Source organism: Bacillus sp. JFL15, from assembly GCF_001184225.1.
In the GTDB taxonomy this organism is placed as follows: Bacteria; Bacillota; Bacilli; order Bacillales; family Bacillaceae; genus Bacillus; species Bacillus siamensis.
Map to the genome: position 1 here is coordinate 1168790 of NZ_KQ236689.1, position 14360 is coordinate 1183149.

General features: G+C 47.5%; 15 protein-coding genes. 4 read left to right on the top strand and 11 right to left on the bottom strand.

Annotation, left to right across the window (positions count from 1 at the left end; genetic code table 11):
* Positions 1 to 127: 127 nt before the first annotated feature.
* From AD710_RS05880 to AD710_RS19510, 5 genes are all read right to left on the bottom strand, one after another.
* Positions 128 to 1453, bottom strand: coding sequence for a UDP-glucose dehydrogenase family protein (locus AD710_RS05880; RefSeq protein WP_049627552.1), 1326 nt, complete (start codon positions 1451 to 1453; stop codon positions 128 to 130).
* A 198-nt stretch (positions 1454 to 1651) separates the two neighbouring features.
* The gene (locus tag AD710_RS05885) at positions 1652 to 2416 is read right to left on the bottom strand and encodes a tyrosine-protein phosphatase (RefSeq protein ID WP_016937694.1); all 765 of its coding nucleotides are present in this window, start codon (positions 2414 to 2416) and stop codon (positions 1652 to 1654) included.
* Positions 2417 to 2464: 48 nt separating this feature from the next.
* Positions 2465 to 3106 carry a CpsD/CapB family tyrosine-protein kinase gene (locus tag AD710_RS05890; protein ID WP_049628774.1) on the bottom strand — a complete coding sequence of 214 codons (642 nt, stop codon included), beginning with the start codon at positions 3104 to 3106 and terminating at the stop codon, positions 2465 to 2467.
* Positions 3107 to 3140: 34 nt separating this feature from the next.
* Positions 3141 to 3887, bottom strand: a complete 747-nt coding sequence (locus AD710_RS05895) for a protein-tyrosine kinase activator TkmA (RefSeq protein WP_049627553.1) — start codon at positions 3885 to 3887, stop codon at positions 3141 to 3143.
* Positions 3888 to 4102: 215 nt separating this feature from the next.
* Positions 4103 to 4246, bottom strand: coding sequence for a YwzD family small protein (locus AD710_RS19510; RefSeq protein WP_014471134.1), 144 nt, complete (start codon positions 4244 to 4246; stop codon positions 4103 to 4105).
* Between the two features lie 203 nt (positions 4247 to 4449).
* Here AD710_RS19510 and AD710_RS05905 point away from each other — a divergent pair, with 203 nt between their 5' ends.
* Both AD710_RS05905 and AD710_RS05910 read left to right on the top strand, forming a co-directional pair.
* On the top strand, positions 4450 to 6060 hold the full coding sequence (locus AD710_RS05905; protein WP_049627554.1) for an SWIM zinc finger family protein: 1611 nt from the start codon (positions 4450 to 4452) through the stop codon (positions 6058 to 6060).
* Positions 6047 to 8821, top strand: coding sequence for a DEAD/DEAH box helicase (locus AD710_RS05910; protein ID WP_049627555.1), 2775 nt, complete (start codon positions 6047 to 6049; stop codon positions 8819 to 8821). Before AD710_RS05905 ends, AD710_RS05910 begins: the two co-directional genes overlap by 14 nt.
* Positions 8822 to 8936: 115 nt before the next feature.
* On the opposite strand, the gene AD710_RS05915 is transcribed toward AD710_RS05910, so the two are convergent.
* The 4 genes from AD710_RS05915 to AD710_RS05930 form a co-directional block, all read right to left on the bottom strand.
* On the bottom strand, positions 8937 to 9794 hold the full coding sequence (locus tag AD710_RS05915) for a Cof-type HAD-IIB family hydrolase (RefSeq protein WP_049627556.1): 858 nt from the start codon (positions 9792 to 9794) through the stop codon (positions 8937 to 8939).
* Positions 9791 to 10573, bottom strand: coding sequence for a transcriptional regulator GlcR (locus AD710_RS05920; protein WP_016937688.1), 783 nt, complete (start codon positions 10571 to 10573; stop codon positions 9791 to 9793). Before AD710_RS05920 ends, AD710_RS05915 begins: the two co-directional genes overlap by 4 nt.
* A 210-nt stretch (positions 10574 to 10783) precedes the next feature.
* Complete coding sequence (gene ssb, locus AD710_RS05925; protein WP_045926379.1) at positions 10784 to 11125, bottom strand: single-stranded DNA-binding protein; 342 nt, start codon at positions 11123 to 11125, stop codon at positions 10784 to 10786.
* A gap of 96 nt (positions 11126 to 11221) precedes the next feature.
* Positions 11222 to 11575 carry a hypothetical protein gene (locus AD710_RS05930; RefSeq protein WP_016937686.1) on the bottom strand — a complete coding sequence of 118 codons (354 nt, stop codon included), beginning with the start codon at positions 11573 to 11575 and terminating at the stop codon, positions 11222 to 11224.
* A gap of 172 nt (positions 11576 to 11747) precedes the next feature.
* Here AD710_RS05930 and AD710_RS05935 point away from each other — a divergent pair, with 172 nt between their 5' ends.
* Positions 11748 to 12158: a YwpF-like family protein gene (locus tag AD710_RS05935; RefSeq protein ID WP_016937685.1), complete on the top strand. Its 411-nt coding sequence runs from the start codon at positions 11748 to 11750 to the stop codon at positions 12156 to 12158.
* Between the two features lie 45 nt (positions 12159 to 12203).
* Here the strand turns inward: AD710_RS05935 and mscL are convergent, their stop codons facing one another.
* Both mscL and fabZ read right to left on the bottom strand, forming a co-directional pair.
* Positions 12204 to 12599: a large conductance mechanosensitive channel protein MscL gene (gene mscL / locus AD710_RS05940; protein ID WP_049627557.1), complete on the bottom strand. Its 396-nt coding sequence runs from the start codon at positions 12597 to 12599 to the stop codon at positions 12204 to 12206.
* Positions 12600 to 12655: 56 nt separating this feature from the next.
* The gene (gene fabZ / locus AD710_RS05945) at positions 12656 to 13081 is read right to left on the bottom strand and encodes a 3-hydroxyacyl-ACP dehydratase FabZ (RefSeq protein WP_003151242.1); all 426 of its coding nucleotides are present in this window, start codon (positions 13079 to 13081) and stop codon (positions 12656 to 12658) included.
* Between the two features lie 195 nt (positions 13082 to 13276).
* On the opposite strand from fabZ, the gene AD710_RS05950 reads away from it, so the two are divergent.
* The gene (locus AD710_RS05950; protein ID WP_049627558.1) at positions 13277 to 14341 is read left to right on the top strand and encodes a tetratricopeptide repeat protein; all 1065 of its coding nucleotides are present in this window, start codon (positions 13277 to 13279) and stop codon (positions 14339 to 14341) included.
* The last annotated feature ends 19 nt before the right edge of the window (positions 14342 to 14360 follow it).

The window sequence follows — 14360 nt, forward strand, 5'->3', positions numbered from 1 at the left end:
ATTCACAGACCTCCTCTATATATCCATGATAAATTCCCTAAAAAAAGGAGCCGGTTATCAATAACCGTCTCCTTTGCCGTGTATCATCATTATAAATATAATAAAGGCCGGCGCGGAGGCCGGCCTTTCAAGTGACAGAATCAGTCTGAGGCAGGACGGCTCTTCTTCCGATTGAGATATATTCCACGCCCGCCTGTTCCGCTTCTTTAAGCGAGTGGCAGTTTCTCCCGTCGAAAATAACCGGAGTTTCCATCAGCTCTTTGTAGGCTTCAAGCGGAAAATGCTTAATATCTTCCCAGTCTGTCAAAATCAACACGGCATCAGCTCCCCTGACCGCTTCTTCTATAGACTCCCGATAGGAAACCCCGGCCGGAAGCAGCTCGGAAGCCCGGAATGAAGCGATCGGATCGTACGCTGTCATCCGGGCGTCAAGAGCCGCCAGACGATCCGCAATGACAATGGACGGCGCATCCCGCATATCATCAGTATTCGGCTTAAAAGACAGCCCTAATAACGCTATGGTTTTTCCCGTAACTCCGCCGAGCCTGTTCAGCACTTTATCAACCAGCATGGACTGCTGGTTATTGTTGACTTTAATGACGGACTTCAGCAATTCAAAATCATGCTCCACATGTCCCGCGATCTGCACGAGGGCGTTTGTATCCTTCGGAAAGCAGGAACCCCCGTAGCCGATGCCGGCTCTTAAGAATTGATTGCCGATCCGTTTATCCAATCCCATTCCGTGTGCGACTGATTCCACATCCGCACCGACTTTTTCGCATATATTGGAAATTTCATTAATAAAACTGATCTTTGCCGCTAAAAAAGCGTTCGATGCATATTTGATCATCTCGGCGCTTCTGATATCCGTATGATAAACCGGAATGGCAAACGGCGCGAAAACCCGGTCAAGCGTTTCTCCCGTCTGCCGGTCTTCAGTTCCGATTACGATGCGGTCGCCGTGAAAGGTATCGTGAATCGCCGAACCTTCACGGAGAAATTCCGGGTTCGAGGCGATTGAAATATTTACGTCCGATTTCAGCCGTGAATGAATAACTTCGCTGATCCTGTCATTCGTTCCCACGGGAACCGTGCTTTTTGTCACGACGATCGCATCTTTAGAAATAGATTCGGCAATCCGTTCGGCGACATTTTCAATATAGGTAAGGTTTGCGTGCCCGTCTTCTTTTTGCGGCGTTCCGACCGCTATAAAAATAACCTTTGCTTCCGCAAGCCCTTTTTCGTAGCTCGTTTCAAAGGCCAGCCGATGCCGGCCGATATTTCGTTTCATCATATCTTCAAGGCCCGGTTCAAAGATAGGGGATATTCCCTTTCTCATCTGCTCAACCTTACGTTCGTCAATATCTATGCATGTTACGTCATGGCCGATTTCTGAAAGAGACACTCCTGTCACAAGACCGACGTAGCCTGTTCCGATCACTGTTATTTTCATCGTGTTCCCCCAACCGTTTAGAAATTGCTGCTGGGCAGCTTACCGTTATTAGCATATGATCCCGGCGCCGGCAGAATGCCGGAAGCCTGCGGTCATGATAGAAAAAACGGCGCCGGCCGCTGATTATAGCATAAGCATAAAAAGATCATCTTGCAAAACAGCCGCTTATGCTTCATTTAAACGGGGTAGGGAAGATGGTTAAAAAAGACCCCAGCGCTTACGGCGGGCCACAGGCAGCGGAGGTTCCTTATAAACGGCTTTGTTTTCAACGAGAAGCGCAGCGTTTTCCGTAAGCATGTAAACCAGCTCCGCCCCGGCTTCTTTTTTCAGAACGCCGAGCGCCTCCTGATAATAAAAATTTCTCGACCCGAGATTATGAGCGTCAGATGCGAGAAAGTGGATCAAATTCGCTTCAATAAGCTGCAGTGAAAAGCTCTTCGCTTTCCGCCCGAATGCTCCGGCAAGGCAGCCGGCCGTCACTTGGGCAGCAGCGCCTTTCTTTACAAGACTGTAAAGGACGGACGGATTTTCGCGGATTTCTCTGTTCCGCTCCGGGTGGGCGATGACAGGGACATATCCCCTCAGCTGCAATTCATAAAAAAGCCGTTCGGCGTAGGCCGGAACATGATCGGCCGGAAACTCCGCCAGTACATACTTTGTATCATGGAGCGGGATAAGCGGGCCGCTTTGAAGACCTGCCAGCAGATCTCCGTCTGTTCTGATTTCCTGGCCGGGCAGAACGGTGAGCGGTATGCCTTCCTTATTCAAACGTTTGTTTAACAGTCTGACCGCTTCTTTGACCGTATGCCGGTCCGTGTCATAGCGGTATTTCACGTGATGCGGCGTCGCAATGATCGTATCAATTCCCTGTCTGACCGCTTCTCTCGCCATCTCGAGGCTTTCTGTATCATCCGCCGCGCCGTCGTCTATGGAAGGAAGGATGTGACAATGGATATCTATCATATTTTAATCCCTCCTTCTTAAAAAGAATGGACCGCGCCCATTATGACATTACTGTCCATAATAGGCGTAGCCCGAGTGTTTCGTTTGTTTTTTCCCGTTCATCACGGCCCCGAGGAGCTTGCACGGGCAATAATCGAGCGCTTCTTTCGCCTTGGCCGCTTTTTCCTTGTCCGTTTTCCCGCTTGAGATCACCATAATGGCCCCGTCAGTATAGCTGCCTAATATTTTCGTATCGGCTACGGCCAAAACGGGAGGCGTGTCCAAAATCACCTTATCGTAAACAAGGGCTGCTTCTGACAGAAGATCCCTCATGGCCCCCGTCGATAAAAGCTCCGCCGGATTGGGCGGGATCGGCCCGCTCGTTAAAATATCGAGATTGGCTTCCTCAGCCCGCAGGACGGCTTTCTGAAACGGAATCTGTTGTAACAGCAGCGACGTTAAGCCGGTTCCGTTATCCAATTTGAAGGTGAAATGAACCGTCGGTTTGCGCAGATCCGCATCAATTAAAAGCACTTTTTTCCCCTGCTGGGCAAATACGACGGCAAGATTGGCCGCGGTAGTCGACTTTCCTTCTTCCGGACCTGCGGATGTGATTAAAAGGGACTTCACCTCCGTATCGACGGAAGAAAATTCAATGTTTGTACGGATCGTCCGATATTGTTCTGAGTTGATGGACTTCGGCTCTGACATCGTAATCACGCTTCGTTTTGCCGGCTTGTCTTTTTTACGCGTCAACTTGTCCGCCTCCCGCTTGTTTGGTTTCTGCCATCCTCAAATTTTTGGCAACGCTGTCTTTTGCGCTGATTGAAGTAACCGTTCCCAAGACCGGGATGCCGAGCAGCGATTCCAGCTGTTCCTCCGATTTGATCGTATTATCCAGATGTTCCAGCAAAAAGGCGAGACCGATTCCGCCCAAAAGTCCGGCAGCAAACGCAATCGCGATGTTCAGCTTACGGTTAGGCTCTGCCGGTGACTGGCTGTCCGCCGCTTCGGCCTTTGAAAGAATGCTGACATTATCCACATTCATGATGGCCGTGATCTTGTCCTGAAAAACGGCTGCAACCGTATTTGCCATAACGGCCGCCCGCTTTGCATCCGTATCCCGCACGGCGATCGTCACGACTTGTGAATCCTGCTCGCTGGATACCGTGATTTTCGATTCCAGCTCTTTCGAAGTCATGGACAGATTCAGCTCTTTAATCACCTCATCGAGGATGACCGGGCTTTTGATGATGACATTATACGTGTTGATTAATTGGAGGTTGGTTTGAACGTCATTGAATTGGACTTCTTTTTGATTGTTTTTGGATTGACTGACCAAAATTTGCGTTGAATTTTCATAGACCGGCGTAAGAGCGAAGAAACTGATGAGTCCGCCTGCGGCAGATGCCGACGCGGTGATAATAAGTATAAACAGCAGACGCTTTCTCAGTATTGCGAATATTTCTTTTATGCTTGCGGATTCTCCCATATAACCTCCATATCACTTTCCGTGTATTCCTATTCCCTCCAATGAACTTTTCCAATTACGATTATACAGATTTGAACTGTCATTTCTAACCTTTTCAAATGACAATATTCGACAAAAATATATAAACACTTCTATTCGGTTTATTTTTGTAAGCGTTTTACACACTGTTATTACAGGAACAATAAAAAATCCCGCGGTCAAGAGCCCGCGGGACTTTATGTTGCATATCCATTTTTAATATGAGAAATCAAATTCTCAAGCATTTCTTTTGTGGTCATCTCAGAGGACTGCTCACCGATGTCGTGCGCATGCATTAAAATCTTCAGAAACTCCTCTTGATCTAACTTCGTTTTCTTCATCATTCGTTTCCTTTCGGCTTCCATTAAATTGAAAACAAGATTATTATATGCTGTCGGGTGCTGTTTTGCAATCTCTAATACATCATTCGACACACTCAGGTTTTTATGTCCTTTTTTAGGAAAAACTTTTTCCGGACCATGTGTTGCGATATAATAGAGGAATTGGAATCTTTTTATTTTGTGACTCGTTAGGAGCGATAATCATGCTTCAGGATATGATTGCTAAAGAAGATGTGCTCGCAGCGGCTGAACAGCTTAAAGAACTTCTTCCTTACAATGAAGACAATGTTCAGCTGATGAAGAAAGCACTCATTTTATATCGGCAGGATTCCGTCTATCGTATACAGGTTCAAACCCCGACAGAGATTTCCGCGTATGTGCAGGATGTTGTGCCTGTAAGGGTCACGCTGAACTTATTTTTCATGGTGAAAAGCGGCTGCGCATGCCCGTCTGAGGCGATCTGCCGCCACGTGCTGGCCGTTTTTCTTTACGTATATGCCCAATTTGAACGGGTCGGTTCCTTTACCGAGCATTGGCTGGAAAGAGAAAAGCTTGAGGAAAGCAAGGAGCTTGTCCGCAGGCAGTTTCAGGAAAAAGTGCTGCCGAATGAAGAGTCGCTGTCAAGCTGGCTCGCTTTTTTTGATTCGGAATTCTCGCTGTGGGAGGCGCGGACGCCGGCCGGAAGCCAGACGATGCAGGGGCTTTATTACGGCTATTTGTCAGCGCTCAAAAAACACGCCCCGAAAAAACCCGAGCTCAAAAGCTTATATCAGATTCACTCGGCGCTTGCCGTCTGGCTTCATATGTTTACTTTGATTGAGTCAGGCAGACTGGATGCCGAAAAAGATTATTACAGCATCAATCCATACGTCGAACAGCTGATGGATACGATTTACTCCTCCATTGACAGACTGAAAACGTATGCCTTGTCTTTCTCGCTTGATCCCTTTTTGGACCGGACGCCTCCGGTGATCCGCAGGCTTCTGCTGAAAGAGGAGCTTTTTCAATACGAACGCCTCCGGGTATTCGGTGAAGTTTGGAGCTCGCTTTTGAACCGGCCGAAATGGGTCGCGCGTGAACAGGAGATTCTCGCACAGGAAAGCGGCCGCCGTTTTTCGCCGGAAGTACGGTTCGGACGGCTTCATTTGGCCTTTTTGCAAAAAGATGATGCAGCGGTCTTTGAAGATATGTCTCGCTTCCCTTCCGAAGCGCTGCCTTATACCTTTCAATGGCTCAGTGAGCTCACCGCCAAAAAAGACTGGAAACGGCTGAAAACATGGTACGGTCAGATCGAACCTCTTGCCGTGAACTACACGAAACTTGATAAGCCGTTTAAAGAAATGCGCGATATTATCGGAGAGCTGTTTGTGCTGCTGGCGGATTATGCGCGGCACTCACGGGATGATCAGCTGTTTGAACGGTTTGCCTCCGGCTGCCTTCCCTATACCTTTACAGAATACAGCCAGTATCTGTACGAAAAACGGCGGTATGCGGAGTGGGTGGAGATTCACAGCCTCGTCGGTTTTTCCGTATGGGAAATCGAAAAAGACATTTTGAAGGAGATTGCCGCCAGTGATCCGGAAGCGCTCATCCCCTCCTATCACCGAGCGGCGGCCTTTTTTATCGATCAAAAAAACCGCAGCGCCTATAAAGAGGCTGCGCGCCATCTGAAAAAACTGCGGACGCTTTATAAAAAGGCAAAAAAACAGCAGGTTTGGGAGCGGTATATCAGCCAGCTGAGCGCAAGCTACAAGAGGCTGCGCGCCCTTCAAGAAGAATTGCAGAAAGGAAAGTTGATTGATGGCGAGTCTTAAGGAAATTTTCATTCATGTAGAACAAATGGAAGATTGGACATTTACGCTGTCAAGCCATGATGAGAAAGAACAGCCGCTTACGCTCAGTCAGATGAAGACTCATCTGTTCCAATGGCATGAGTCCACCTTTTACGGAACGTTTCTTGAAGACGTCAGCTTCATCGGCACTCCGGCTGTTCTGCTCAGCCCGTGGATGACCGTCGAGCTGCTCGGAAAAAACTCGTTCAATTCATTCAGCACCGTTCAGCTGACAAAGGAAACGGAACCATTAATCGAAGCGGCTTCGACGATCTACGAATTTATAGCCGACGGCGATTTTCTTCCGGATTATGAGGCGTGGCAAAACGGCGTCCTGCGCTTCAAAGACCGCGAGCTTTTGCTGGAAGGCTTTACGGCAGACTGGTTCTCGGCCGCGGTTCAGGACTACATTCAGTACAATGATGACCTGCGGGAAAAATGGCAGCAGATCGAAACCCGTTCGCCGGCCGTTCATACGTTTAAAGGCTCCTTTTTGGACGAAGATGATTTTCTCGAGGGAATCGGCTGGAATGATGACCTGACGCCGTTTACCGTCGGGCTGCGATTAAACGAGCCTGATTTTGACGGTGACGACTGGAAAATCGAAATGTTTTTACGCGAGAAAAAAACCGGAGCCATCACCTTTTTCGACGGACTGAAGGGGCTGAAAAAAGCGTGGCAGGCATACAGCGGAAAAATCGCGCGTGAACAGGACCGCTTCCGCCGAACAGTTCCCTGGCTTTCATTTGATTCGGGAACGACGCTCATTTCTGAAGAAGAAGCTTGGATCTTCTTATCGGAAGCGAGTGAGACGCTTGTCGATATGGGCGTGGAGATTCTTCTTCCATCGTGGTGGCAGATTGTCCGGGAAAGCAATATGATGCTCAAAGCAAAAGTGTCATCCTCGCCGCGGGGCGAGTCCTTCGTCGGCATGAACGCCCTGCTTGATTTCAACTGGAGATTCGCCACAAACGGAATTGAGCTGACAGAGGATGAATTCAATGAGCTTGTCGCAAACAACAGACGTCTCGTCAACATCCGCGGCCAATGGGTGAAAATTGATCCGCAATTTATTAAACAGATGAAAAAACTGATGGAAAAAGCGGAATCTGAGGGTCTCCACATGTCCGACGTGCTGGCGCGCGAACTGATGGATCACGGGGAAAACGGAGCCGAGGACACGGACATCATTGACTCATCGGCATTTGCCAGGATCAAGATCGAATTATCAAAGCAGCTCAGAAGCCTGATCCGCAAACTGACGGATGCCCGGGATCTGCCGGAGCATGAAGTCAGCTCCGCGTTTCAGGGACAGCTCCGTCCTTATCAGGTGTACGGCATGAACTGGCTTCTCTTCCTGCGGGAAAACGGCTTCGGCGCCTGTCTCGCAGATGATATGGGACTTGGAAAGACGATTCAGATGATCGCCTATTTTCTTCATGTGAAAGAAAGCGGCCGGCAAAAAGCGCCTGCCTTAATCATTGCGCCGACATCGGTGCTCGGCAACTGGCAGCGTGAGCTCCAGACCTTCGCGCCGCAGCTGAAGGCCGTGCTTCATTACGGACCCCGCCGGCCGAAGGAGGAAGCATTTGTCCCGGCCTATCAAGACGCGGATGTCGTTCTTACTTCTTACGGCCTCTCGCACGCCGATCAGGAAGAGCTTTCTTCCGTGACATGGAGCACCATCTGCCTTGATGAAGCGCAAAATATTAAAAACGCGCATACGAAGCAGTCCCGGGCGATCAGAAAACTGAAAGGCGTCCATCATATCGCGCTGAGCGGAACACCGATGGAAAACCGCCTGACAGAGCTTTGGTCGATCTTTGATTTTATGAACAAAGGCTATCTCGGCAGCCTGACCGGCTTTCATAAACGCTATGTGCTGCCGATTGAAAAAGACCGTGACGAAAAAAGAATCAACCAGCTTCAGCAGTTAATCCGGCCGTTTTTACTGCGCCGGACAAAACGGGATGAAGAAGTGGCGCTTAATCTCCCTGACAAGCTGGAACAAAAAGAGTTTATCCCGCTCTCGGCCGAACAGGCCTCCCTTTATGAGCAGCTTGTCAAAGATACATTTGAACATATGGCTTCTCTGACCGGCATGCAGCGGAAAGCGCTGATTTTGAGCATGCTCGGCCGCTTGAAGCAAATATGCGACCATCCTGCCCTCTATTTGAAGGAAGAACAGACAGAGCTGTTAAACGGGAGATCCGTCAAACTGGAAAAGCTGCTTGACTTAATGGCGGCGATCCGCGGACAAGGGGAAAGCTGCCTCATTTTCACCCAATACATTCAGATGGGCAACATGATGAAGCGCCTCCTGGAAAAAACATTTGGAGAGCCTGTTCAGTTTTTAAACGGAAGCCTGTCCAAGCAGGAGCGCGATTCCCTTGTGGAACGGTTCCAGAAGAAAGAATACCCGACGCTGATTTTGTCACTGAAAGCGGGCGGAACCGGTCTGAACCTGACGGCTGCCAATCATGTCATTCACTATGACAGATGGTGGAATCCGGCTGTGGAAAACCAGGCGACCGACCGCGCCTACCGAATCGGCCAGGAGCGGTTCGTCCACGTGCACAAATTAATTACGACGGGAACGATTGAAGAAAAAATTGATGCCATGCTCGAAACGAAACAAACGCTGAACGATCAGATTATCCAAAGTGAAAATTGGATTACCGAGCTGTCATCCGATGAGCTTGAAGAATTATTCACCCTCAGCGCATCGGCGCAATCACATTAAACGCAAAAAGACCGGCTCTCTCGGAAGAGCCGGTCTTTTAAAATGCCGTCCTTACTGTTACGCCGCATTTGCCATGAATGCGTCACGCCAGTCGTGAACAGTATCGCCAAACCTTTTAAAGTAAATTCCTGATCATATGCGCAACGCCGTTTTGATCATTTGTCAATGTAACGGCGTCAGCGATCTCTTTAATGTCTTCTCTCGCATTTCCCATCGCTATGCCTTTTCCGGCCGCTTGAAGCATTGAGTAATCATTTAAGCTGTCACCGACCGCTGCGGTTTCAGCCATCGGAATGCCGAGCTTTTGCGCCAGCCGTTTAAGCGCCTGCCCTTTAGAAGCATGTCGCGACGACAGTTCAAAATTGTGATCGGCAGAGCTGACAAGGGTGAGGTCTTTCTGATCGCTGAATCGGTCCCAGCCCGCTTTCAGCTTCCGCTCATCAAACGAAAACCCGAGAATGTTGTAAAAATCCAGACGTTCTTCTTTCTCAAAGAGCTCACGGTATGATTGAATGTAAGCAAAGCCCGACTGGCTGTATTGCACAGAAGCCGCCTGCTCCAAAATAGAAAGGTCGGTTTCCGGATTGGCGCTTTTTACGCGATCCATTTCGATATCGAGCAGCTCCCTGCCGGTTTCAGGCGTATAGATGGCTTTGTTTGTAAACACCTCATAGTAATATTGGTTCTCTTCAAGCCAGGACAAAATCCCCCGGGCCCTTGTTTCTTCAATCGCATCACAATGGTACAGGCTGCCGTCAGGAGCATGAATGGCGGCTCCGTTTGCGCTGATAATCCAAGTTTTTATGCCGAGCGGTTCGAATATGGAGTGCACGTCAAAATGCGCGCGTCCCGTGGACACCACGATTTCAATTCCCGCTTGCCGGGCTTCTCTTAAAGCCCGCTCGTTTTCATCGCTTACTTGATGACTGCTGTTCAGCAGTGTGCCGTCCAGATCTATGGCAATCAGTTTCACATGTCCTCATCCTCTTCTTCAGAATCAGTTACAAGCAATTCTACGCCGTGCCGGTCGAGCAGATCGCAAAAATCCTGATCAGGCAGCCGATCGGTGATCAGCAGGTCAACCTCGTGCAGGTCTGCATATTGATAAAAACTCGTACGGCCAAGCTTGGAATGATCGCTCAGCGCAATCACCTGTTCCGCCTGCCGGATCATTTTACGCTTGACCATGCCGTCTTCTTCATGCGGTATCGTCAGACCGTTTTCCGAGATGCCGACAACGCCGATCAGCACCTTATCGGCGTGATAATCCCCCAGTTTTTCTACCACAGAAGCGCCGTATAAAAACCGGTGTTCCTTTTGCAGCTTTCCGCCGAGCAGATGAATGTCAATTCCCTCTTTTGCAGAGAGGATATCGGCCTGATTGATCGAATTTGTAATAACAGTGCAGCCGGTGACATTTAAATGTTCGGCGCAGGCCTGCACGGTTGTGGAGGTATCCAGGATGATCCGGTCTCCTTTATGGATCAGGGAGGCGGCCAGTCTGCCGATTTTGTTTTTCTCTTCAGAAACGGTTTTCAGCCGGCCGGAATAGCCAGGCACTTCCTGATGCACAGACGGCAGAATCGCGCCGCCCCGTGTTCTGATAATGGCCCCGCGCTCTTTCAGCTTGACAAGGTCCCGTCTTGCGGTGTCTCTTGAAATATGAAGCAGCGAACATATCTGTTCAGCAGTGATCCGCCGATGCTGTTTCAAATATTCCATTATCGCAATCAGTCTTTCTTCTTGATACACGTCCTCATTCCTTTTTTCGTCACTTATCTGTAAGTAATTATAAGTTTTTATCTTAAAACATTCAATTATTTTAAGTGTTTATAAGCGAAATCACTTCTTTTTAACCATCTTTTAGACCCCGAACCAAAAAAACCAGTCTTTCGACTGGCGTATAGGAAGGGGGTATTGCGGGGCCCGCCAAAAGGCGGGAAAAAGAGGAAAAAAAGCATGTTATTCAGCCAGCGGCTCTTTCCGTTTTTGATCCATAAACCGAACGGTATCAGCCATGACCTCGGTCACATAAACTTTTACGCCGTCTGTCTTTTCATAGCTTCTCGTCTGGATTCTGCCGCTCACACCGACCAATGACCCTTTTTGGCAGTACAATGCCGTGTTTTCAGCGCTTTTTCTCCAAATGGTGCAGTTGACAAAGTCAGTCCCGGTTTCACCTGACGCGCTTTTAAAATTGCGGCTGACAGCCAAGGTAATATGAGCCACGGCAATGCCCGCTGATGTAAATCGGAGCTCCGGGTCTTTCGTCAGCCGGCCGACAAGCATCACGTGGTTAAACAAGCCGTATCCTCCTCTCTTTTCGAGGGTGGCTTCATTGTAGTACAAGAGCTCCTGAAAACAAAAAGCGGAAAAAACCGTTATCCGTTTATGCCTCTCTTATGATTTCGCTTTTCTTTCAGATAAAAAAAACTTTTTCTTTTGACCGCTTATGTAATATGTATTTTTGAGCAGCCGCGAAAAAAGTTTCGTTTTAAGCCAGTTTTTCTCAAACATCCTGACAAACTTTCCGCCGTCCCATGCGAACCAGTAAAAACTCAGCTTTTTATCAGCCAGTGAAAGCTGAATTTTATACTGTTCCATGCGGTCTTTTGTTTCATACAAAAAGACGACATTCCCTCTTCTGTTAAGATGCACCTCGCACTCTTCCTTTTTGGATACTAAGTAGGAATGATCGTCTTCCCGCCTTAAGCCGTCTTCTATATAAATTTCCTTCAGGCGCAATTGATTCATAAGCATCTCTCCATGACTATATTCTTTTACATTATAATGAAAAAATAGAAATGATTAAATGTTGACCGCCTACAAAAATGATGAAGCATGTCTTACAGCATTTTCCCGGAAAAAGTGATATGTGTTATAATAAATGAACGAAAAAACATGGACAACAGGGGTGAAAATAGAGATGAAAACCTTTAAACTGGTTGATCTGAATGTGGAACGTTTAGATAAAGACGATCGGCCGATTGAACAGTTTCCCCTTTTAGACGGATTGATTATCAATAAAGAAGACGGTGAAAACCATTGGTTAATTGAAGCTCTGGTCCCGGCCGAACACTTTTCTTTTTTTGACATGCTGATGAAAAGCCAGAAAGAAGCGAAGGTGTTTGTAACGATTACGAAAAAAAGCAACCGTCCCGCCCAGCTGACGGGAAGCATCAAAAATATCGTCGAGCTGGAAAAGAGTATACAAGTTTTAATTTACGGTCAAATGGTGTCAAGAAATCACCCCGGATCAGAAAGCATTCTGGAGTCGCTCGTGAAAGAAGGATACTCAGGCAGCCGGCTGATTGAAGCGTTCAAACAAAAATTATAATCATGAAAAAGGCCGGACGTTAATCATCCAGCCTTTTTTTATGCCCTAGTCATTGTGATGCGCCCGCTGTTTCAGCAGATCTCTGATTTCAGTCAGCAGTTCTGTCTGCTGATCTGTTTCTTCAGCTTCTTCCGCCTCTTCTTCAGCTTCTTTTTTACGTCTCAGCTTGCCTAATGTGCGAATCACAATAAAAATAGAAAATGAAATAATGAAGAAGTTCACAATCGTTTGTATAAAGCTTCCGTACTTGATATGGGCGTCGCCGAATGTCACTGCCAGTCCTGAAAAATCAAGGCCGCCAAGAAGAAGACCGACAAGCGGCATAATGATATCTTCAACGAGTGACGTCACGATTTTCCCGAAAGCGCCGCCGATGACAACACCGATTGCCAGATCCATGATATTGCCCTTCATCGCAAAGCTTTTAAATTCTGACCACATTACATTCACCCCTTTCTACACGAAATGGGCTTTTTTATAAGCCCATTTGTTTATTTTTATTCTCCGAGTGCAAAGGTTAATTCGGCTTCACACACGAGCTCGCCGTCAACTTTGGCAACGCCTTTGCCGCGTCCGATCGTCCCGCGTGCACGTGTAATGTCCACTTCAAGCTCCAGCTTGTCACCCGGTTTTACCTGCTTTTTGAAACGGCAGTTATCAATCCCCGCAAAAAACGCGAGTCTGCCCCTGTTTTCTTCTTTAATCAGCATCGCCACAGCTCCGACCTGCGCCAAAGCCTCTACGATTAATACGCCCGGCATAACAGGGTATTCAGGAAAATGGCCGTTAAAAAAATCTTCATTCGCCGTCACATTTTTATATCCCGCCGCCCGTTTTCCTTCTTCGACTTCCGTAATTCTGTCTACCAGAAGAAACGGATAGCGATGGGGAATAATTTCTTTAATTTGCTGAGTATCAAGCATTCTCTTGACATCTCCTTCATCGACAATAGTATGTATAGAAGGTATAAGTGGTAACCAATCTGTACATTTGGAAGTATATTATGAATCAATTTCTTTTTCAACCGCGCTATAAACTGTAACCAGCTGGCAATGAGCCTCGTCCATTAATGTGTTATGATAAATAAAGATTTTTACCCTAAGCAAAGAGGTTGGAAGATGATTGCTAAGTTTACTGAAAAACGCACGCTGGTGATGCTGAATGAGTGGTATGACGCCATGGGAAAACGCCAATTCGATCTAGCCCGTTCCCTTCACGAACAAATCAATCAGCATCTCCCCAAATTACAAAAGAATGCAAAGCTCAATCTCAGATATCAGCTGTTTTTTGCACGGTTTCAGCTGCTGTTTGAGAAAAAAGACGGGCTGGTTAAACTGTTCTGTGAGCTGAAGCGGCGCAAAGATGAGATGGATCATGAATTAACTTATTATTTCCATTTTTTTAAAGGATTATTCCATATGGTGAACGGCACTCCGAACCGGGCTGTCTGCCGCTTTAAAGAAGCCGAACAGTACCTGCCGGCCATCCAGAACCGTATCGAAGCCGCTGAATTTTATTATAAAACAGCGGGTGCTTATTACATGATGAAGTCGCCTCCGCTTTCCATTCAATATGTCAACAAAGCGCTGAAGATCTATCAAAATGAATTCGGCTACATCAAAAAAACGCTCAGCTGCCAGCTGCTTCTCGCCGTAAATTACATAGACGAGGCACGCTATGAAGACGCTGAACAGCTCTTCAATGAATCCATAAAAATAACAGACCGCATCAATGACAATAACCTGCTGTGCCACGCTTATTACAATTTTGGTTTTTTAAAGACCGCTCAGAAAAAAGATAAAGAGGCGCTTCCTTTTTACAAAAAGGTATTGGGCAATCAGCGTTTTGAAAAGGAGTCTCCCGTTTCCTACCTTCATTGTGTATACGAAGCGGTCAGAGCACTTTTTAAAACCGGATGCCCCGCCGAAGGACAAACCGTGCTGCAGAAAGGATTATACATAGCTGACAAAGTGCAGAACAACATCATGAAACTGAAGCTGGCCGCGCTCAAAACACTGTATACCTCTCAGGAAGATCCGTACGACCGATTGCAGAAGCTCGTGCTGGAGCTGCAGAAAATTGAAGCGTGGGTGGATTTGGAAGTGCTGCTTCAGGATATTACGGATTACTACAAAAAAAAGGGCGATTTTGAGAAAGCCGCATTTTTCATCATGCGCGGCTGATCAAAACGCCCCCTTCTTT

Excerpts from the sequence above, each read along its gene's own strand:
- AD710_RS05885 (WP_016937694.1), bottom strand. The coding sequence starts at position 2,416 with ATGATAGATATCCATTGTCACATCCTTCCTTCCATAGACGACGGCGCG.
- AD710_RS05890 (WP_049628774.1), bottom strand. The coding sequence starts at position 3,106 with ATGTCAGAGCCGAAGTCCATCAACTCAGAACAATATCGGACGATCCGT.
- AD710_RS05935 (WP_016937685.1), top strand. The coding sequence starts at position 11,748 with ATGAAAACCTTTAAACTGGTTGATCTGAATGTGGAACGTTTAGATAAA.
- AD710_RS05905 (WP_049627554.1), top strand. The coding sequence starts at position 4,450 with ATGCTTCAGGATATGATTGCTAAAGAAGATGTGCTCGCAGCGGCTGAA.
- AD710_RS19510 (WP_014471134.1), bottom strand. The coding sequence starts at position 4,246 with ATGAAGAAAACGAAGTTAGATCAAGAGGAGTTTCTGAAGATTTTAATG.
- AD710_RS05880 (WP_049627552.1), bottom strand. The coding sequence starts at position 1,453 with ATGAAAATAACAGTGATCGGAACAGGCTACGTCGGTCTTGTGACAGGA.
- mscL (WP_049627557.1), bottom strand. The coding sequence starts at position 12,599 with ATGTGGTCAGAATTTAAAAGCTTTGCGATGAAGGGCAATATCATGGAT.
- AD710_RS05950 (WP_049627558.1), top strand. The coding sequence starts at position 13,277 with ATGATTGCTAAGTTTACTGAAAAACGCACGCTGGTGATGCTGAATGAG.
- AD710_RS05910 (WP_049627555.1), top strand. The coding sequence starts at position 6,047 with ATGGCGAGTCTTAAGGAAATTTTCATTCATGTAGAACAAATGGAAGAT.
- fabZ (WP_003151242.1), bottom strand. The coding sequence starts at position 13,081 with ATGCTTGATACTCAGCAAATTAAAGAAATTATTCCCCATCGCTATCCG.
- AD710_RS05930 (WP_016937686.1), bottom strand. The coding sequence starts at position 11,575 with ATGAATCAATTGCGCCTGAAGGAAATTTATATAGAAGACGGCTTAAGG.
- AD710_RS05895 (WP_049627553.1), bottom strand. The coding sequence starts at position 3,887 with ATGGGAGAATCCGCAAGCATAAAAGAAATATTCGCAATACTGAGAAAG.